17 protein-coding genes are annotated in these 19,591 nt (G+C 69.6%); 12 read left to right on the plus strand and 5 right to left on the minus strand.

The window, feature by feature from the left end; all coding sequences use genetic code 11:
• The first annotated feature begins 52 nt into the window (after nucleotides 1–52).
• A complete protein-coding gene (locus tag HNO80_RS02250; RefSeq protein ID WP_175321215.1) occupies nucleotides 53–1,138 on the plus strand; it encodes an inositol-3-phosphate synthase in 1,086 nt (361 codons plus the stop codon).
• Nucleotides 1,139–1,232: 94 nt separating this feature from the next.
• On the opposite strand, the gene HNO80_RS02255 is transcribed toward HNO80_RS02250, so the two are convergent.
• Together HNO80_RS02255 and mshA are read right to left on the minus strand one after the other, a co-directional pair.
• A complete protein-coding gene (locus HNO80_RS02255; protein ID WP_175321216.1) occupies nucleotides 1,233–2,978 on the minus strand; it encodes a formate--tetrahydrofolate ligase in 1,746 nt (581 codons plus the stop codon).
• Between the two features lie 71 nt (nucleotides 2,979–3,049).
• Nucleotides 3,050–4,315 (minus strand): D-inositol-3-phosphate glycosyltransferase, encoded by a 1,266-nt coding sequence (gene mshA, locus HNO80_RS02260; protein WP_175321217.1) that lies wholly within the window; start codon nucleotides 4,313–4,315, stop codon nucleotides 3,050–3,052.
• Between the two features lie 97 nt (nucleotides 4,316–4,412).
• Between mshA and HNO80_RS02265 the strand changes: the two genes are divergently transcribed.
• Nucleotides 4,413–4,949 (plus strand): GNAT family N-acetyltransferase, encoded by a 537-nt coding sequence (locus HNO80_RS02265; RefSeq protein WP_175321218.1) that lies wholly within the window; start codon nucleotides 4,413–4,415, stop codon nucleotides 4,947–4,949.
• Between the two features lie 83 nt (nucleotides 4,950–5,032).
• Nucleotides 5,033–6,820, plus strand: a complete 1,788-nt coding sequence (locus HNO80_RS02270; RefSeq protein ID WP_175321219.1) for a glycoside hydrolase family 5 protein — start codon at nucleotides 5,033–5,035, stop codon at nucleotides 6,818–6,820.
• Nucleotides 6,821–6,865: 45 nt separating this feature from the next.
• On the opposite strand, the gene HNO80_RS02275 is transcribed toward HNO80_RS02270, so the two are convergent.
• Nucleotides 6,866–8,293 (minus strand): family 4 glycosyl hydrolase, encoded by a 1,428-nt coding sequence (locus HNO80_RS02275; protein WP_175321220.1) that lies wholly within the window; start codon nucleotides 8,291–8,293, stop codon nucleotides 6,866–6,868.
• A gap of 82 nt (nucleotides 8,294–8,375) precedes the next feature.
• On the opposite strand from HNO80_RS02275, the gene HNO80_RS02280 reads away from it, so the two are divergent.
• From HNO80_RS02280 to tsaD, 6 genes are all read left to right on the plus strand, one after another.
• Nucleotides 8,376–9,467 (plus strand): carbohydrate kinase family protein, encoded by a 1,092-nt coding sequence (locus HNO80_RS02280; protein WP_175321221.1) that lies wholly within the window; start codon nucleotides 8,376–8,378, stop codon nucleotides 9,465–9,467.
• Nucleotides 9,468–9,785: 318 nt separating this feature from the next.
• Nucleotides 9,786–11,009 carry an alanine racemase gene (gene alr / locus HNO80_RS02285; RefSeq protein WP_175321222.1) on the plus strand — a complete coding sequence of 408 codons (1,224 nt, stop codon included), beginning with the start codon at nucleotides 9,786–9,788 and terminating at the stop codon, nucleotides 11,007–11,009.
• Entirely contained in the window at nucleotides 11,006–11,617 is a 612-nt protein-coding gene (tsaE, locus tag HNO80_RS02290; protein ID WP_175321223.1) for a tRNA (adenosine(37)-N6)-threonylcarbamoyltransferase complex ATPase subunit type 1 TsaE, read from the plus strand. Before alr ends, tsaE begins: the two co-directional genes overlap by 4 nt.
• Nucleotides 11,618–11,619: 2 nt before the next feature.
• The gene (gene tsaB / locus HNO80_RS02295; RefSeq protein ID WP_175321224.1) at nucleotides 11,620–12,291 is read left to right on the plus strand and encodes a tRNA (adenosine(37)-N6)-threonylcarbamoyltransferase complex dimerization subunit type 1 TsaB; all 672 of its coding nucleotides are present in this window, start codon (nucleotides 11,620–11,622) and stop codon (nucleotides 12,289–12,291) included.
• Nucleotides 12,292–12,344: 53 nt separating this feature from the next.
• Nucleotides 12,345–12,836: a ribosomal protein S18-alanine N-acetyltransferase gene (rimI, locus tag HNO80_RS02300; protein WP_175321314.1), complete on the plus strand. Its 492-nt coding sequence runs from the start codon at nucleotides 12,345–12,347 to the stop codon at nucleotides 12,834–12,836.
• A complete protein-coding gene (tsaD, locus tag HNO80_RS02305) occupies nucleotides 12,833–13,957 on the plus strand; it encodes a tRNA (adenosine(37)-N6)-threonylcarbamoyltransferase complex transferase subunit TsaD (protein WP_175321225.1) in 1,125 nt (374 codons plus the stop codon). The genes rimI and tsaD overlap by 4 nt, the downstream gene beginning before the upstream one ends.
• A 16-nt stretch (nucleotides 13,958–13,973) precedes the next feature.
• Here tsaD and HNO80_RS02310 read toward each other — a convergent pair whose 3' ends face one another.
• A complete protein-coding gene (locus HNO80_RS02310; protein WP_175321226.1) occupies nucleotides 13,974–15,125 on the minus strand; it encodes a glutamate--cysteine ligase in 1,152 nt (383 codons plus the stop codon).
• Between the two features lie 137 nt (nucleotides 15,126–15,262).
• On the opposite strand from HNO80_RS02310, the gene HNO80_RS02315 reads away from it, so the two are divergent.
• Nucleotides 15,263–16,936 (plus strand): glycoside hydrolase family 3 protein, encoded by a 1,674-nt coding sequence (locus tag HNO80_RS02315; protein WP_249777110.1) that lies wholly within the window; start codon nucleotides 15,263–15,265, stop codon nucleotides 16,934–16,936.
• 27 nt (nucleotides 16,937–16,963) lie between these two features.
• Entirely contained in the window at nucleotides 16,964–17,797 is an 834-nt protein-coding gene (locus tag HNO80_RS02320; protein ID WP_349627163.1) for a shikimate 5-dehydrogenase, read from the plus strand.
• Nucleotides 17,798–17,818: 21 nt separating this feature from the next.
• On the opposite strand, the gene HNO80_RS02325 is transcribed toward HNO80_RS02320, so the two are convergent.
• Nucleotides 17,819–19,048 carry a THUMP-like domain-containing protein gene (locus tag HNO80_RS02325; protein WP_175321228.1) on the minus strand — a complete coding sequence of 410 codons (1,230 nt, stop codon included), beginning with the start codon at nucleotides 19,046–19,048 and terminating at the stop codon, nucleotides 17,819–17,821.
• A gap of 56 nt (nucleotides 19,049–19,104) precedes the next feature.
• Here HNO80_RS02325 and HNO80_RS02330 point away from each other — a divergent pair, with 56 nt between their 5' ends.
• On the plus strand, nucleotides 19,105–19,518 hold the full coding sequence (locus HNO80_RS02330; protein WP_249777111.1) for a hypothetical protein: 414 nt from the start codon (nucleotides 19,105–19,107) through the stop codon (nucleotides 19,516–19,518).
• The last annotated feature ends 73 nt before the right edge of the window (nucleotides 19,519–19,591 follow it).

Consider the following 19,591-nt stretch of genomic DNA (forward strand, 5'->3'; position numbering starts at 1 on the left):
ATCAGAGTATGTCCGCGCCGGGCACGTGAAGTTTGTTCTCAAAGGGAGTTTCGTGTCTTCAAATCCGATTCGTGTTGCAATCGTCGGCGTGGGTAACTGTGCCACTTCGCTGGTCCAAGGTGTCCAGTACTACAAGGATGCCGACCCCCAGGCCACGATTCCGGGTCTGATGCACGTGCAGTTCGGCAAGTACCACGTCAACGACGTGCAGTTCGTCGCAGCCTTCGACGTCGACGGCAAGAAGGTGGGCCAGGACCTGTCCGCCGCCATCCTCGCCAGCGAAAACAACACCATCAAAATCGCCGACGTCCCGCCGACCGGCGTCACCGTCCAGCGCGGCCCGACCCTCGACGGCCTCGGCAAGTACTACCTCGAGACCATTGAGCAGTCCCCGGAGGAGCCGGTCGACGTCGTCCAGGCCCTCAAGGACGCCAAGGTCGACGTGATGGTTTGCTACCTGCCGGTCGGATCCCAGGAAGCGGCCGAGTTCTACGCCCAGTGCGCGATCGACGCCGGCGTGGCCTTCGTCAACGCGCTGCCGGTGTTCATCGCCGGGACCAAGGAGTGGGCGGATAAGTTCACCGCCGCCGGCGTGCCGATCGTGGGCGACGACATCAAGAGCCAGATCGGTGCCACCATCACGCACCGCGTTATGGCCAAGCTCTTCGAGGACCGCGGCGTCACCCTGGACCGCACGTACCAGCTGAACGTCGGCGGCAACATGGACTTCAAGAACATGCTGGAGCGCGACCGCCTCGAGTCCAAGAAGATCTCCAAGACCCAGGCCGTCACGTCCAACGTCGAAGCCGATCTTGCCGCCAAGGACGTGCACATCGGCCCGTCGGACTACGTCCAGTGGCTCGATGACCGCAAGTGGGCCTTCGTGCGCCTCGAGGGCCGCAACTTCGGTGACGCACCGGTCTCGCTCGAGTACAAGCTGGAGGTCTGGGACTCGCCCAACTCCGCCGGCGTGATCATCGACGCCGTCCGTGCCGCCAAGATCGGCCTGGACCGCGGCATCGGCGGCCCGCTGCTCTCGGCGTCGAGCTACTTCATGAAGTCCCCGCCGGAGCAGTTCAACGACGACCTCGCCCGCGAAAAGGTCGAGGCCTTCATCCGCGGCGACCTGGAGCGCTAAGCCCCGCCCGCACCGCACCGCACACCGCAACGCGGGGTCACTTACGGCCCATCATCCCCCTTGGGATGGGCCGTAAGTGACCCCGCGTTGCTGTTTAAAACAGGCCGACGGGGTTGCCGTCGGCGTCGACGTCCATCCGCATTGCCGCCGGGACCTTGGGCAGTCCGGGCATGGTCATCACCGCACCCGTGAGCGCCACGATGAAGCCGGCGCCGGTCTTGGGGATCAGGTCCCGGACGTGGACAGTGAAGCCCTTCGGTGCGCCGAGTTTGGCGGCGTCGTCACTGAAGGAGTACTGTGTCTTCGCCATGCAGACCGGCATCCCGGACCAGCCGTTCTTCTCGATCTCCGCGAGCCGCTTAAGCGCCGGGACGGAGAAGTCGACGCCGTCGGCCCCGTAGATTTCCTGCACGATGGTGCGGATCTTGTCCTCCACCGACATCGCCAGCGGGTACAGGTGGCGGAAGCCGTGCGGGGCGTCGATGGCGGCGGCAACCTTCGCGGCGAGCTCGTCGCCGCCGTCGCCCCCTCCGCCGCGGCCCCAGACGTCGGCCACGGCGGCCTGCACGCCCTCCGCGGCGCACCAGTCCAGCAGCCAGTCGAGCTCCTCCTGGCTGTCGGTGCCGAACTTGTTGATCGCCACCACCGGGGTGATGCCGAACTTTTCCACGTTGCGCACGTGCCGCTGGAGGTTGGCGACGCCGGCGGCCAGCGCCTCGACGTTGGGCTCCTTGAGCTGGTCCTTGGCAACGCCGCCGTGCATCTTGAGCGCTCGGATGGTGGCCACCACCACGACGGCGGACGGGGCGACGTCGGCCATCCTCGCCTTGATGTCCATGTACTTCTCGGCACCCAGGTCGGCGCCGAAGCCGGCCTCGGTGATGACGACGTCGGCCAGGCTGCGCGCCGTCTGGGTGGCGATCAGCGAGTTGCAGCCATGGGCGATGTTGGCGAAGGGCCCGCCGTGCACCAGGGCCGGGGTGCCCGCGATGGTCTGCACCAGGTTGGGTTTGATCGCGTCCTTGAGCAGCATGGTCAGGGCGCCCTGGACGCCGAGGTCCGCGACCGTGACCGGCTCGCGGTCGTAGGTGTAGCCGAAGGTGATCCGGCCCAGCCGCGCGCGCAGGTCGTTCAAGTCCGTGGCCAGGCAGAACACGGCCATGATCTCCGAGGCGACCGTGATGTCGAAGCCGTCCTGCCGCGGCACGCCCTGCGTGGGACCGCCCAGGCCGATCACGACCTCGCGCAGCGCCCGGTCGTTCATGTCCAGCACCCGCTTGAACGTCATCCGGCGCGGATCGATGTTCAGCGCGTTGCCCTGGTAGATGTGGTTGTCCACCAGCGCCATCAGGGCGTTGTTCGCCGAGGTGATCGCGTGGAAGTCGCCGGTGAAGTGCAGGTTGATCTCGTCCATCGGCAGGACCTGGGAGTAGCCGCCGCCGGTCGCGCCGCCCTTCATGCCCAGGATCGGCCCCAGCGAGGGCTCGCGCAGGGCGATCATCACCCGGTGCCCGGCGCGGGCCAGGGAGTCGGCGAGGCCAACGGTGGTGGTGGATTTCCCCTCGCCGGCCGGCGTGGGGGACATCGCCGAGACCAGCACCACCTTGCCCGGAGCGTGCGCACTGTCCCGGGCCAGCTTGGCCGGATCGATCTTCGCCTTGTAGCGGCCGTAGAATTCCAGCGCCTCGGGGTTGATCCCGGCCGCGGCAGCCACGTCCTCGATCGGCCGCATGGTGGCCCGCTGCGCGATCTCCAGGTCGCTCAGGACCGGCGCCGCGGCCGGCGAGCCGGGTGCCGGCGTCTCGGCCGGCGCTGCGGTTTCCGTGGTGTTCTCAGACATCGTTGCCCTTCAGCTCGTGGCTTCGGGTCGCTCCGGCCGGCGGTTCCGGCCAGGCGCCCGGTGTGGTTCCCTCAGGGCGTGTGGCCCACCGGGATGCTCCGTGTTCCAAAATACTGGACCAATGCGGACTGGTAGCTCTCCAGCGTAATCGCGGCGGTGCGTTGCCAGCCGAAGCCCTGGGCGTGCACGGACGCCGCACGGCCCATGTCCTCCCGGGTGGCCGGGTCGTCGTGCAGGGCCTCCAGGGCATCGGCCCAGTCCGCGGCCTTGTGCCCTTCCACCAGCAGCCCGGTCCGGCCGTCGAAGATCGCCCGCGACAGCCCGCCCACCTTCGTGGCGACCACGGGCGTTCCGCAGGCCTGCGCCTCCAGGGCAACGAGGCCGAAGGACTCGCTGTAGGAGGGCATCACCACAACGTCGGCCGAACGGTACCAGCCTGCCAGCTTGGGCGCGCTGACCGGCGGATGGTGCGTGACGACGTCGTCCATCCCGGCGGCGGTGATCAGGGCCTTGAGGTCGAAGTCCTTCGCCCCGCTCACCGCGCCGAGGATGGTCAGCTGCAGGTCGATGTCCGGGCGGCGGGCGCGCAGCAGCGCGGCCGCCTTGATCAGGATTTGCGGGCCTTTGAGTCGCTGGATCCGCCCGGCGAAGAGCAGGTGGAAGCGGCCCGGCGGGACCCCGTGCTGGCTGCGGGCGCGGCTCCGGAAGGCGGGCGTGAAGACGGACAGGTCCACTCCCGGGGGCGCCACGTCGATCCGGTCGGGGTCGGCGTAGTAGTGCGAGACCAGCTCGGCGGCCTCGGCGCCGGTGTTGGCGATCAGCCGGGTGGCGCCGTCGACGATCCGGTGTTCACCCTCCTCGCGCCGGCGCGGCTCGGGCTGCTCGCCGGATTCCAGCAGCAGGTTCTTGACCTTGGCCATGGTGTGCATGGTGTGCACCAGCGGCACCCCCCACAGCTCCGAGAGTTCGAGGCCCGCGACCCCGGAAACCCAGTAATGCGAATGGATGACGTCGTAGCGGCCATGCGGCTGCAGCTGCTTGATCCGGTCGATTTCGGCCACCATGCTGTGCAGCAGCGCCGGCAGTTCCTCCTTGGGAAGTTTCCGCGGCGGCCCGGCGAGTACGTTGTGCACGCAGACTCCCGGGGTGGGGTGTTCGACGGCGGCCTGGCCGGCCGCGTTGGACCGAGTGAAAATCTCCACCTCGACGCCGGTCTCCGCGAGGGCCGCGGCGAGGGCCCGGATGTACACGTTCATACCGCCGGCGTCCCCGGAGCCGGGCTGCTCCATCGGCGAGGTGTGCAGGGAGAGGAAGGCGACACGGCGGACCAGCGGCATCCTCTTCCTTCCCTTCGCGTGACGTGGATTCGGTAAAACATTACTCCTGAACGCCGGGCCGGTTCGCGGGCGGCTGCCTGCTGCTAGCGTGGCGGCTGTGAGCGCAAACGCAAAAGACCGGCCGGCCACGGCGTCCTGGGAGATCCGCGAGGCCACCGCGCAGGACTGGCCCGCCATCTGGGAGATCCTGGAACCCGTGATCCGTGCCGGGGAGACGTTTACCTGGGACCGCGACACCACGGAGGACCAGGCTCGCGCCAAGTGGTTCAAAACGGCCCCCGGCAGGACCTTCGTCGCCGTCGGAACTGGCCGGTTCGACGGCGTCGTACTGGGCACCGGCGAGCTGCACGCGAACCAGGGCGGCGGCGGCAGCCACGTCGCCAACGCCGGCTACATGGTCCGCGCCGGTTACGGCGGCCAGGGGGCGGCCCGCGCGTTGTGCGCCTACTCGCTGGACGCCGCCCGCGCCGCGGGATTCCGCGCCATGCAGTTCAACGCCGTGGTGGAAAGCAACGTCCGGGCCGTCGCCGCCTGGCAAGCCATGGGCTTCGAGATCCTCGCCACCATCCCGGAAGCCTTCCGGCACCCGCGGCTGGGCTACGTGGGCCTGCACGTGATGTACCGCAAGCTATAGCTGCCTTCGCCGGATTCAACCCAAGACATTTGCGTCCGGCGCTAATAGGCTGGCCCTCTGGGGGCCGAGCGAGGGAGGCCTGAATGCCCGGAAGTGGCGATCCGCAGCTGCCGCACCAAGAACGGCGCAGCCCTGAACGGGGTGCACGACGGCGCCGCCTGCCTGGGTGGGTTCTGGCCGTACTGCTGCTGGTGATTCCGTTGCTGGTCATGGCCGGTTGCACGCTTTCCCGGAACAACGACAGGAGCTCCTCGGCGGAGAATTCGTCGGACTTCGTCACCGCCTCGGGCCGCGGCCTTGTCCTCAACGGCGAGCCCACCCGGCTGAAAGCGGTGAATTTCTCCAACCTCTACCATCGAAACCTGAACGGGGCCGAGCTTCTTAATTCGCAGCACCATGCGGAAGACGACTTCGCCCGGGCGAAAGAAATCGGCTTCAACAGCATCCGCTTCGCCTTCGACGGGGACTGGTATGTCGACTCCCCGCAGGTCTTTTGGCAGTGGCTGGACCAAAACGTGGCCTGGGCGCGGGGACACGAGATGCGCCTGATCCTGGATTTGCACACCCCGATCGGCGGATTCTGGCTGGACCCCACCAGCGACGCCGTCAGTTTCGACATCTGGTCCGACCCCCGGCTGCAGCAGCAGAATGCGGACCTGTGGCGCGATATCGCCGCCCGTTACAAGGATGAACCGGCCATCGCAGCCTACGACCTGCTCAACGAGCCGGTGACGACCGATGCGACCGGGGAGCAATGGAAAGTGCTGGCACGGCAGCTGGTTGCCGCGGTCCGGTCGGAGGATCCGAACCACCTTCTGGTCGTGGGCGGGATCTATGGGGTCAACGGCCGCTACGGCACCTCCGGAGTCGACCAGCACTTTCTGGTTGACGACGACAACGTGGTTTACGACGTCCACTTCTACGAGCCCATCGAATACACCCACCAGTATGCGTCCTGGGTCGAGGGCCCGGTTCAGGACGGCGGCCGCTATCCCGACCCGGACACCATTCTCCCGACCGGTCAGCGGGTCCTGCTGCCGGAAAGCCGCATCGCAACCAAGTCCCTGCCCGCCGGCACGTCAGGCTGGGCGGCGTATGACAGCGGCATCGTAACGATCGACGACAGCAGTGCGGTCGCGGCTGCACCCATGGTCACTGCGCAGGGCGGCATGCGCGGAACGGCCGGCTTCGATGCAATCAGGGTGACCGAGTACGGCCCCGACGGGACCGAACTCCGGCGAGTCATCGACGACCCCCTGGACCGCGACGCGACGTTGGACTGGCATCAATGGCAGTACGGCGGGGACACAGCGGCGCCGCCGAAGTTCGCGCGGGAGAAGGCCGGACACCAAGACAGCGGCAGCCTCTCAATCAGCAATGCCGTTGATGCCACGGCAATTGCAGGGTGGAGCAACGACGCCCACCTGTTCAAGGTCGTGCCGGGCAATAAGTACCGCATCCAGGGCCACATGCGGGGGCAGAACATTGCGGCCTCGGCCGGTTCGGCCCCCCGGATCGGGCTCCAGCTCGACGTCTATGCACAGTCGCCCGGAACACCCGGAAACGGCTTCCTGGCACGCGACAAAGGCTATTTGGCACACGAGTTGGGGAAGCGGCTCAAGTTCGGCATCGACAACAACGTGCCGATGTCGGTCATGGAGTTCGGACTGGTCCGGCAAGCATTTGAGATGGAGGGCAAGGGCGGCAGCCAGTGGGTCACCGACATGCTTGATCTCCTGGCGGAGAACGAGCTCAGCTTCGCTTACTGGGAATACCACGGGAGCCAGATGGGGCTCTACCTCAGCGGCACCGGCCAGCCGGGCCAACCCAACAAGGCGCTCCAGGAGACCCTCGCCCGCGGACTGCGTTGACCGGCGGCTGCGTTGAGCGGCGGCTGCGTTGAGCGGCGGACTCGGCTAGGAGCCACCGGAACTGCGGACGTCGTTGCGCCAGAGCTGCAACAGGCCCGGGAACGCGGCCTCGTAACCGGCGAGCAGCTTCGCCGCGAGCACGTCCGAGTCGACCAACGGATGCCGGGCGAACGCGGCGAGGGCGGCCCCGCGCCGCAGGCTGCCGGGTCCCGGCCCGGTGGCCTGGACCACGAGCCGTTCCACCTCCTTGATCCGCAGCATCAGCGCGAGCTGCGCTTCCGCCGGGCGGTCCTGCGGGAGCGGCACCACGCCGTCGGCGTTCACCCGGCAGGGGACCTCGACGACGGCGTCCACCGGCAGCCCCGGGATCGCGGCGGTCGGTGCACCGCCGGCGCCGGGCACCGCGTTGGGCGTGTTCAGGACCAGCTCGGCCCCGCCGCCGCCGGCGAGGGCGCGCATCACCGCCAGCGCGACGCGCTCATAGCCGCCGCCGGCCAGGTCCTCCTCGTCCCGGCGCTCGCCGGCGGTACGGGCCTCGGCCAGGTAGCCCTCCTCGCGGGACCGGCGTGCGGCATCCCAGAGCCCGTAGGCCTCCGCGCCGGCGGACGCGAGCCGCGGATACAGCTCGGACTGCTGCCGGTGGATGGACTCGCCGCGGGTCTGGGCGGCGGCCCGCATGGCGGCCATGGCGCGGGCGGTCTCGTAGTAGTAGAAAAGGTATTCGTTCGGCAGGCAGCCGAGGCCGGCCAGGAAGGGCTGGGGGAAGAGGCGGCCCTCCTCGAAACCTGCCAGGGCCCCGGCGTCGGCGAGCAGGGCGGGGATGACGTCCCTGCCGCCGGACTCCAGCCGGTACAGCCAGCCCAGGTGGTTGAGCCCGTAGTAGCCCACGCCGTCGAGCCTGCCCTCGGGCAGCACGACGCCGGCGGCCCGCGCCGCGCGGTGCACCAGTCCGCCGGCCGAATCGCAGATGCCCACCACCCTGTGGCCCAGTACCGGGACCAGGGCCTCGGTCACCATGCCAGCCGGATTCGTGAAGTTGACCAGCCACGCCCCGGGGCAGAGGCGTTTCATCGACTGCGCCAGGGACAGCATCGGCGGGATGGTGCGCAGGGCGTAGGAGATGCCGCCGGCGCCGGTGGTCTCCTGGCCCAACACGCCCAGCTCCTGCGCCACGCGCTCGTCGGCCGTCCGGCCGGCCGTGCCGCCGGGGCGGATGGCGGCGAAAACCATGTCCGTGCCGGACAGGGCCTCGGCCAGCGACGTGGTGGTGCGGACCGGCGGCCCGCCACCCGGTTCCCTGCCCGGTTCCCTGCCCGGCAGGGAGGCCAGCACCGCTTTGATAGCGGCCAGCCGACCGGCGTCGACGTCGAACAGCACCAGCTCCCGGACCAGCCCGGCAAAGGGACCGGCGGAGAGCGCCCGGTAGACCAGCGGCACCCGGAATCCGCCGCCGCCGGCAATCATGAGCCGCATGGCAGCAGTCTATTCCGCGCCGCGCCGACGGGCCCGGAATGTCGTCTTTCGCCGGCTACCTGGACGGCGTAGTGTGCCGTGTATGGACGCGATTCCAGCGCCGCGCTTCGACCCGCTCGCCGCCGTCCGTACCCCATCGGCGGGAGGCTTTGACCTGCTCCTGACCGGCACCGTGTTCCAGGACATCATCTTCACCGGGCTGCCGCACGCACCCCGGCCCGGCACGGAAATCTGGAGCGACGGCATGGGCAGCTGTCCCGGCGGGGTGGCGAACCAGGCCATCGCCGCGGCCCGACTGGGGCTGAGGACCGGGCTGGCCGCCGCGTTCGGCGACGACGGCTACGGCGACTACAACTGGAAGATCCTGGACCGGCAGGAACACGTGGACCTGTCGCTGTCGCGGCGCGTTCCCGGCTGGCACTCGCCAGTCACCGTGTCGCTGAGTGTCGAGAAGGACCGGTCCATGGTGACCCACGGCCACCCGGCGCCGGTCACCTCGAGCGAACTGATCGGCTGCCCGCCGCCCGCGCTCGCCGCCGTCGCCGAGCTGGGCGAGGAGCTGGAACCCTGGGCCGTCGACGCGCACCGGGCAGGTGTTCGGCTCTTCGGCGATGTCGGCTGGGATCCCACCGGGACGTGGGCGCAGGCGCGGCTGGACAACCTGAAGTACTTCCACGCCTTCATGCCCAATCAGGAGGAGGCCATGGCGTTCACCGGCAAGGACAACCCGTGGGCCGCGCTCTACGCGCTCGCGGATAAGGTCCCCGTGGCCGTGGTGACCCTGGGCCCGCAGGGGTCCATGGCGGTCGACTCCGAGACCGGTGAGGAGGAGTGGGTGCCGTCGCTGCCCGTGCCGGCCTTCGACCCCACCGGGGCCGGGGACTGCTTCGGGGCCGCGTTCATCGTCGGTTGCCTGGCCGGCTGGCCGCTGGGGGACCGGCTCCGGTTCGCCAACCTGTGCGCGGCGCTGGCCGTGCAGCAGGTCGGCGGCTCGTTGGCCGCACCCGGCTGGGGCGACCTCGCCGACTGGTGGCAGCGGGCCAATGCCCGCAAGGAGCGGCAGAGCAGTCAATGGCTGCGCCGCTACCGATTCCTGGAAGAAATCGTCCGCGACGTGCCGCCGGAGGCGCAACGGCGGGCGACGGCGACGATTGCGCACCTCTCCGACGCATAGCCAGGGGTGTGGCGGGCGGCTGGGGTACCGTGCGCGGCGGGCCGCGGGCCGAGGGACATGTCCTGTGTCCGGGCCGTGGGGTGGGCATATTCCCCATATGCCCACCCGGGGTTGCAAGGAATGGGCATGTCCCAAAGTCCGGGATGGACCTGTGCCTGGTTCGGCGTGCCGCGGGCCGAGGGACATGCCCTGCGTCCGGGCCGTGGGGTGGGCATATTCCCCATATGCCCACCCGTGGCCGCCGGGAATGGGCATGTCCCAAAGTGCGTGGCGCCAGCGGAATTCAGCAGGATCTGCGGCCACCCGTAGAATCGTAAAGTGATATACCCAGCAGCAACAGGTGATTTCCGGCCGGTGGCGGAAGCAGGTCCGGACCATGTCGAGGAGCGCTCGGCCGTCATCGACCTAGAGGCAATCCGGCACAACGTCCGGCGGCTGGCCAAGGTGGCTTCGCCGGCGAAGGTGATGGCCGTCGTCAAGGCCGACGCCTACGGCCACGGGGCCATTCCGGTGGCGCGCGCCGCGCTCAGCGCCGGGGCCAGCTGGCTCGGCGTCGCGCACATCTCCGAGGCGCTTGCCCTGCGCGCCGCCGGGATCGAGGCCCCTCTGCTGGCCTGGCTGCACACCCCCGAGAGCAACTTTGCCGCCGCCGTCGCTGCCGGGATCGATATCGGCTGCTCCGGCTGGGAGCTGGGCCGGATCGTGGCCGCAGCCCGCGAGCAGGAACGCCCAGCCCGGATTCACCTGAAGGTGGACACCGGGCTCGGCCGCAACGGGGCCACCCTGGAGTCCTGGGACACCCTGCTCGGCGAAGCGATGGACTACCAGGACCAGGGCCTGTTGCGGGTCGTGGGCATCTTCTCCCACCTTGCCGTGGCTGACGAACCCGAGCGCCCCGAAACCGACGAGCAACTTGCCGCCTTCCGCGAAGTCCTGGCGATGGCCCAGGACGCCGGCGTCGATCCCGAGGTCCGCCACCTCGCAAACACCCCGGCGACGCTGTCGCGCCCGGACACGCACTTCGACCTCGTCCGGGTGGGCCTGGGCATCTACGGTCTCTCACCCTTCGAGGGCCAGAGTTCCGCGGAGGTCGGGCTGCGCCCGGCCATGACGGTCCGCACCGTCGTCTCGCACTGCAAGGACGTGCCCGCCGGCCAAGGCGTCTCCTACGGACTGAACTACCGCACCGGGGGCGCCAGCACGCTGGGCCTCGTGCCGCTGGGATACGCCGACGGAGTTCCTCGCGTCGCCACCGGAGGTCCGATCCGGGTGGGCGGGGTCAGCTACCCCGTGGTGGGCCGCATCGCGATGGACCAGATGGTGATCGACCTCGGCCCGCTCCACGTCTCCGCGGGCGGTCCCAGCCTGCTGGGCGCAGAAGCCGTGATGTTCGGCGACGGTGCCGACGGCGGTCCCACCGCCGAGGACTGGGCCAGGGCAGCCGGCACCAACAACTACGAGATCGTCACCCGCATCAGTCCGCGGGTGCCGCGCCGCTACATCAACGAAGAGCCCGCCCCCGGCGACGGGGCCGCGCAGTGAGCCACCCGGCCTGGCAGCGGACCCTGGAAGTCGGGACCGCGGAGCAGACCCATGCGCTCGCAGCCAGCCTTGGCGCCGAGCTGCAGGCGGGCGACCTGCTGGTCCTCAGCGGCGAGCTTGGCGCCGGGAAGACCACCTTCACGCAGGGGCTCGGCGAGGGCCTTGGCGTCCGCGCCGGAATTATTTCGCCCACGTTCGTGCTGGTGCGCATTCACCCCAACCTTCCGGACGGACCCCGTCCCGGCGGCCCGGACCTGGTCCACGTTGACGCGTACCGGCTCGCCTCCGCTTCCGAAATCGATGACATCGACCTGGAAAACACCATGGACAGTGCGGTGACCGTCGTGGAATGGGGCCGTGGCCGGGTGGAGCACCTGAGCGAGAGCCGGCTGGAGGTTGAGCTGCACCGCCGGCTGGGCAGCGCCCGGCCCGGCGGCAGCGCCCAGCCCGGCAGCGTCCGGCCCAGCACCGACGTGCTGGATTTCGACACCGACGACGCCGACGAGCCCAGGACCGTGGTCTTCCGCGGCTTCGGGCCGCGCTGGACCGAGCCGCCGTCCGCCCTTGCCGGAATCCCTGACCTGCCCGCGACCACGAAAACGGACTGAAGATGCTGATCCTCGCCATCGATACCTCGGCCGTTGCCAGCGCGGCGCTCGTCTCCGATGATTCCCTGGAATCAGTCGTCGGCAGCTTCGCCACCGCCGACACCCGCAGCCACGCCGAGGTGCTGGCCCCGGGCATCGAGCAGCTGCTCGCCGGCGCGGGTCTCAGCGGCGCCGACGTCGACGTCATTGTGACCGGGGTGGGACCAGGTCCCTTCACGGGCCTCCGCTCCGGCATCGTCACCGCCCGTAGCCTGGCTTTCGTCTGGCAGAAGCCCCTCTACGGGCTCATGAGCCTGGATGCCATTGCCCTGGAGGTGGCGGAGTCCACGGAAGCGGCCGCCGACTTCATCGTGGCCACCGACGCCCGGCGCAAAGAGGTCTACTGGGCCCGCTACGCGCTGGCCGGGAGCCAGCTGCCGCAGCTGCTGGACGGGCCGCATGTGGGCTTTGCCGCCGATCTGCCGGACCTTCCGGTCTACGGTGCGGGCGCCGGCCTTTACCCGGACGTCGTCAACGCCGTCCCCGAGTTCGCCGCGCGGCAGCCCGAGGCGCTTTCACTGGGCCAGTTTGCGCTCGCGCGGCTCGCCGCCGGGGAGCAGCTCCTGGACACCACGCCGTTGTACCTGCGGGAATCGGACGCGCAGGTCCCGGGCCCGCGGAAGCGCGCTCTGTGAGCGCCCCGGAAACGCCGAGCGGAACCTCTCCGGCCGGCGTGAGCCTCAGGGACATGGGCTCCGCGGACATCCCCGCGGTGCACGCGCTGGAGCGCCGGCTGTTCCCCGTGGACGCGTGGCCCCTGCAGATGTTTGTCGACGAGCTCGCCCAGTCCGAGACCCGGCGCTACCTCGTTGCCGAGTCCGGCGGCGCAATCGTCGGGTACGCCGGGCTGATGTGCATCGAACCCATCGCGGACGTGCAGACCATCGCGGTGGTGCCCGAACAGGAGGGCCGCGGCATCGGTTCGGCGCTGCTGACCGAGCTCATCCGGGAAAGCCGGCGGCGGCATGCCGCGGATGTGCTGCTGGAGGTGCGCGCGGACAACCCCCGCGCCCAGCAGCTCTACCGGCGCTTCGGCTTCGAGCAGATCCATGTCCGCCCCCGCTACTACCGCGACGGCGTCGACGCGCTGATCATGCGGCTCGAGCTGCACACGACGGAACAGCCAGCGCCCGGCAACACCACGGACCACACACAGCCAAGGGGAACAGGCCAAGAATGAACCACCACCCACGCAGCTCCGCCCCGCTGGTGCTTGGGATCGAGTCCTCCTGCGACGAGACCGGCGTCGGCATCGTCCGGGGCACCCGCCTGCTCGCCAACACCGTCTCGTCCTCCATGGAGGAGCACGTGCGTTTCGGCGGGGTCATCCCCGAGATCGCCTCCCGCGCGCACCTGGACGCCTTCGTCCCCACCCTCCGGGAAGCCCTCGCCGCAGCGGAGGTGAGGCTGGACGACATCGACGCCATCGCCGTCACCTCCGGCCCGGGACTCGCCGGAGCCCTGATGGTGGGGGTCTGCGCGGCCAAGGCGCTCGCCGTCGCCACCGGCAAGCCGCTGTACGCGATCAACCACCTGGTGGCGCACGTCGGCGTCGGCCTGCTCGAGCCCGGCGCCGGCGGGCCGGTCGACGGGGGCCCGGCGGCCGGCTCCGGGAACGCCCTGCCGGAGAACCTCGGCGCGCTCCTGGTCTCCGGCGGCCACACCGAAATCCTCCGGATCCGCAGCATCACCGACGACGTCGAGCTGCTGGGCTCCACGATCGACGACGCCGCCGGCGAGGCGTACGACAAGGTGGCCCGGCTGCTGGGGCTCGGCTACCCGGGCGGGCCGGCCATCGACAAGCTGGCGCGCACCGGCAACGCGAAGGCGATCCGTTTCCCTCGTGGCCTCACCCAGCCCAAGTACATGGGGACCGCCGAAGAACCCGGCCCGCACCGCTATGACTGGTCCTTCAGCGGACTCAAGACCGCCGTCGCCCGTTGCGTGGAGCAGTTTGAGGCGCGCGGCGAAGCGGTGCCGGTGGCGGACATCGCGGCCGCCTTCCAGGAGGCCGTGGTGGACGTGATCACCTCCAAGGCCGTACTCGCCTGCCGCGAAAGCGGCATCACCGAGCTGCTGCTGGGCGGGGGAGTGGCGGCGAACTCGCGGCTGCGCCAGCTCACGGAGCAGCGCTGCACGGCGGCCGGAATCCGGCTGACCGTTCCGCCGCTGTCGCTGTGCACGGACAACGGGGCCATGGTGGCCGCGCTCGGGGCGCAGCTGGTGATGTCCGGAACCGCGCCGAGCGGGCTCGGCTTCGCGCCGGACTCCTCGATGCCGGTGACGAGCGTATCCGCCTAGGAAACTGCCCGGGAACCTAGGCTTCGGGCCCCTTGCGCATCTGCTCGACCAGATCCAGGACGACGGCGCGCAGGTCCCCGCCGTGCTCCGCGGCGACGCGGCGCTGCCGCTGGTAGCCGGCGCCGCGCTCGATGATCTTCTCGACGTCGGCCAGCTCCGCGCTGCAGCCGAGCTTGGCGGCCACGGGCGCGAGCCGGGCCAGCGTCTCCCGCAGGTTCTCGGTGACGAGCTGCTCGTTGCCGTCGGCGTCGAGGATGATGATCGCGTCCAGACCGTAGCGGGCCGCGCGCCACTTGTTTTCCTGGACATGCCAGGGCGGCATGGTCGGGATGGTGCCGCCATTATCCAGGATGGTGGAGAACTCGTCCACGAGGCACTGGGTCAGGGCGGCGATGGCCCCTACTTCCTCAAGCGTGGCCAGGCCGTCGCAGATGCGCATCTCGATGGTGCCGAGGTTGGGTACCGGACGGATGTCCCAGCGGATCTCGGAGAGGGTGTCGATCACCCCGGTGGTGAACATGTCCTGGACGTAGGACTCGTATTCTTCCCAGCTGGAGAACTGGAACGGCAGTCCCGCCGTCGGCAGCTGCTGGAACATCAGCGCGCGCTGCGAGGCGTAGCCGGTGTCCTCGCCGCCCCAAAACGGGCTGGAGGCGGACAGCGCCTGGAAGTGCGGGAAGTAATTGACGAGCCCGTCGAGCACGGGAAGTACCTTGTCGCGGCTGTCGAGGCCCACGTGCACGTGGACGCCGTAGATGACCATCTGGCGGCCCCACCACTGGGTGCGGTCGATCAGCTTGGCGTACCGCGCCTTGTCGGTGACGGGCTGGAGCTGCGGCGGGCTGAAGGGGTGGCTGCCGGCGCAGAAGACTTCGACGCCCATCGGGTCGGTGACCTCGCGCACCGCGGCGAGGGAACTGTTCAGGTCCGCCTTCGCTTCCGCCACGGTGGTGCAGATGCCCGTGACGAGCTCCACCGTGTTGAGCAGCAGCTCCTGTTTGATGTGCGGGTGTTCGTCATCCTCGTTCAGCTCGGGATGCCGGGCGGCCACGCCGCGGAGCACCTCGCTGGCCACCGAGGCCAGCTCGCCGGTTTCGGCGTTGACGAGCGCGAGTTCCCATTCCACACCAAGAGTTGATTGCCTGGATGAAGCGAAATCAATCTTCATGTGGTCCCTTCGTGTTTTATTGCCCGCCGGTGCTTATTCGCCGCCGGTGCAGCCCGCATGCGGCATGCAGTGGCAAGGCGGCGGTGTTCAAAGTCTAGTGCAGGGGTAGCATCGAACTGGTGGTCAAGTTACAGCTGATGCGTGAGAGTTTTCACAGAAGAAGCCTGTTCCCGGCAGCCGCGGCGGTTCTGACCGGGCTCGCCCTGGTATCCACCGGCTGCACCGGCCCCGGCGCCTCGGACCCCGCCCCGTCCCCGGGCCGGAACATCCAGAGCGCCCCACCGCCGGCCGCGGATGCCCGTTCCGCGAAGCCACGCCCCCTCGGATGGGGCCCGGACCAGCGCGACGCCGATGCCGCGGCCAAGGCCGTGGGCGCCATGAGCCTTGAGCAGAAGGCCGGGCAGGTGCTGCTGCCGTTCTTCGCCGGGCCCGACTACGAAGCCCACGCCAGGACCATTGAACGCCTGCATCTGGCCGGTTCGATCATCATGTCAGACAACGTCCCCGCCACTCCGGACGGGTGGGTGGACACCGCCGCCATGCGCGGTGCCACCATGCGCCTGCAACGGGCCGCCCGCGCCGATGGCCGCAGCTGGCCGGGAATGATCGCGGTGGACCAGGAAGGCGGAGTGGTTGCCCGGCTGCGCGCGCCGCTGACCGAGTGGCCCGCTCCGATGAGCTACGGGGCCGCCGGCAGCGAACCGCTGGCTTCCGCCGCCGGCCGGGCCATTTCCGCGGAACTGGCCGGCCTGGGCTTCAACGTCGACTTCGCGCCCTCCACCGATGTCACGATGGGCCCCGCCGACCCCACCATTGGTGCCAGGTCCATCTCCGGCAGTGCTCACACCGCCGCGGAATTCGGCATCGCCTTCTCGAAGGGCATGCTTGGCGCGGGGATCCTCCCGGCAGCCAAGCACTTCCCGGGACATGGCTCCGTGACCGTCGACTCGCACAAGGTGTTGCCCGTCCAGAACGCCAGCCTGAAGCAGCTGCGCGCGAAGGACCTGCTGCCTTTCCAGGCGGCCATCGACGCCGGCCTGCCGATGGTCATGACCGGGCACATCGCGGTCCGCGCCTTCCAGCCAGGGGTCCCCGCCTCCGTGTCGAAGGCGTCCTATGCAGAGTTGCGCCGGATGGGTTTCAAGGGTGTGGCCGTGACGGATGCACTCAACATGGGCGCCATCCAGCAGCAGTTCCCCCGCGACAGTGCCGCTCCGCTGGCGCTTGCGGCCGGAGCGGACCTCCTGCTCATGCCGGCCTCGGTGGAAGCTGCCCATACGGCGATCGTGAACGCCGTGCGCAGCGGCGCCCTGGCTGCCGCGCGGCTGGACGAGGCAGCGCGGCGGGTGGCCACCATGCAGCTGTGGCGCGGTCGCAGCCACCCGCCGCGGGGCTCGGCGCCCGGCAGCGGCTCGGCGCTGTCGGAGAAGATCTCGCAGGAGGCCATTACCGTGCTCGCGGGGCCCTGCCGCGCGCGGATCGTTCCGCCCAGGGTCCGGGTGAGCGGAGGCTCCGAACAGGACCGCGCACGCTTCGCGGTGGCGGCTAAGCAAGCCGGTATCGGCATCGGCGCGGGGCCGCTCGTGACGCTGATCGGTTACGGCGGTGCTCCGGCGACCGCGGACGTGGCCGTCTCGCTCGATGCGCCGTGGCCGCTGGCGAAATCCACCGCGCGCGCCAAGATCGCGCTCTACGGCCGAAGCCAGGAGGCTTTCGACGTGCTGCTGGCGGTGCTGGCCGGAAAAGCGGCCGCCCCCGGGAAGCTGCCGGTCGCCGTCGGGCGGCAACGGCCGGGTTCCGGCTGCCGCTGAGGGGGCCGCGTGGCGTTTAATGGTGCTGTGCCCATCCTGAATAAAGACATGACCCTATGCATCTCGCTCTCGGCCCGGCCGAGCAACAACGGGACCCGCTTCCACAACCACCTGTATGAACAGCTGGGCCTGAACTGGATCTACAAGGCCTTCGCCCCCACCGACCTGGCTCAGGCCATCGCCGGTGTGCGGGGCCTGGGCATCCGCGGCTGCGCGGTGTCGATGCCGTTCAAGGAAGACGTCATCGCCCTCGTGGATGTCATGGACCCGTCCGCGAAAGCCATCGAGTCGGTCAATACGATCGTCAACGACGGCGGGAAGCTCACGGCCTACAACACCGACTACACGGCGATCGAGCAGCTGCTGGAACGCAACGCCGTCCCCACGGACTACACGGTGTGGCTGCTGGGCGCGGGTGGAATGGCGAAGGCCACTACGGCGGCACTGCGCGACGCCGGCTTCCGGCACGTCACGATCATCGCCCGCAACGAGGCGGCCGGCCGGGCCCTCGCCGGGCTCTACGGATTCGAATGGCGTGCCGGACTCCCGGCCCCGGATTCCGCAGAGGGCACAGCCGACCTGCTGATCAACGTGACGCCCGTCGGCATGGCCGGCGGCCCCGAGTCCGGCGCCCTGTCCTTCCCGCCGGAAGCCGTGGCGGCCGCGAAGGTGGTGTTCGATGTTGTGGCGTTGCCCGCCGAAACGCCGCTGATCAAAGCCGCACGGGCGGCCGGCAAGCAGGTGATCACCGGCGCCGAGGTTGCCACCATCCAGGCCCTCGAACAGTTCGTGCTCTACACGGGCATCCGGCCCAGCGACGAACAGGTCCGTGCCGCCGAGGAGTTCATGCGGGCCCAGTAGCCCCGCCCGGGAGGTCCGGTCCTAGATCGGCTCCACCGAGATGGCCACCCGTTCCTCCCCGATCCGGGTGAGGACCAGGGTGGCCGTCTTCTTGGCCGCATTCTTGGCGTTCCTGCCGCCGCCGGGGAGCAGTTGCTTGCGCAGTTCCTCCGGCGTGACCGAGGTGCCGCGCTTCTTAATGTCAAGGACGCCCACGCCGTTGTCCTTGACCCAGGACTTGAGCGCCTTGACGTTGAACGCCATCACCTCAAGGACCTTGTACGCCCGGGCATATGGGGTATCGCGCAGTTCCGGCGCGCAGATATAGGCGATGTGTTCGTCCAGCAGATGACCGCCCAGCTGGAGCGCGACGTCGGCGACGAGGCCGGCGCGGATCACGGCGCCGTCGGGCTCGTAGAGGTAGCCTTCCACCGGGCCCAGGGGGGCCTCCGGGCCGGCGTCGAAGTCCTCCGTGCTGGTGAGCTCCGCGGCGCCTTGCGGGCCGAGTACCAGCGCGGCACGCCGGATTCCGGGCCGGCGGACCGCGTTGAACCACAGCGCCACCTCGGTGACGTCGCCGCCCACAGAGACCCACTGCGCCTCGCAGTCCTCGGGTACGGAGGCATGCGGCATGCCCGGGCCCATCTTCACGCCGACGGCGCGGCCGGACGCGGCCAGGGATTCCACAAAGGACAGCGGGGGAGAGAAGTCCTCCGGATCCCAGAGTCGCTTGGTCCCGGAACTTGAGGTGGTGCGGCGGGCCGGGTCCAGCCAGACGCCGTCAATCCCGTCGAGCGGGACGGCGGCGGCGTCGGCATGGACGACGGTGGCGTTCCGGAACGGGATCAGGTTCATCGTGGCGCAGGCGGCGGTGGTTTCATCCAGTTCCACGGCGGTCACCTTGATGTCCAGCGAGGCCAGGGCCATTGCGTCGGCTCCCAGCCCGCAGCCCAGATCCGCCACATGGGCGATCCCGGCCTCGGCGAAGCGCTGCGCGTGCCGCGCCGCCACAGTCAGCCGGGTGGCCTGTTCCAGGCCGGCCCGGGTGAAAATCATCTGCCGGGCGAATTCACCGAACTTCGCTTCCGCCTTGGTCCGCAGGCGGGACTGGGTGAGTGCCGCGGAGACCAGTTCGGGGGAATGGCCGGCCTTCCGGAGCGAGGCGTTGAGGCGGAAGGCCTCCTCCTCGCGGTACGGTCCCAGCGAGGCCAGCAGCTCCCAGCCCTCCGGATTGAGGAGCGGGGCGATCTGGTCCTGCGTAGTCTCAGCCATGCCATCAAGCGTAGTTCAGGCGGGGAACGCGCGGCGCGCCCGATAGGGTGGACGGCATGGACGGCAGGGACACAGACGACTTCGGCACGGCAGGCACCCGGGAGAACACCGTCGGGGAGGCCCGGGACAGCCGGGGACTGGCCCGCTTCGCCCGGCCGGCGCTGATCGCCGGCAGCGTGACCGCCGTCGTCTGCGTGGCGTTGCTCGTCATTATCTTCTTCCTGGACTCTTTCAATGCGACCGTCTACTCCGTCGGCGGCAAGGACGTGAAGGACGCGACCGATGAGGCGCGCGCGATCCGTGACACCTACGCCGCCGCCCGGGTGGGCGGCATCATCGGCCTCGTTCTGGGCGCGGTCGCTGCCCTCGCCGGCGGCTTCGTGCTGTACCGCGAACGCAACGCCTCCACCCGGATCGACGAAGACGACGACGGCCAGGACTGGGACTACGAGGACCTGGCGGGGGAGTAGGCTGAGCCCGCTGCTGCGTCTGCTGTTGCTCCGCGGGGCACGGTGCGGTGCGGATCGGGCCCCCGGACATGTC

Origin of the sequence: Arthrobacter sp. C9C5 (genome assembly GCF_013359735.1) — a bacterium.
In the GTDB taxonomy this organism is placed as follows: Bacteria; Actinomycetota; Actinomycetes; order Actinomycetales; family Micrococcaceae; genus Arthrobacter.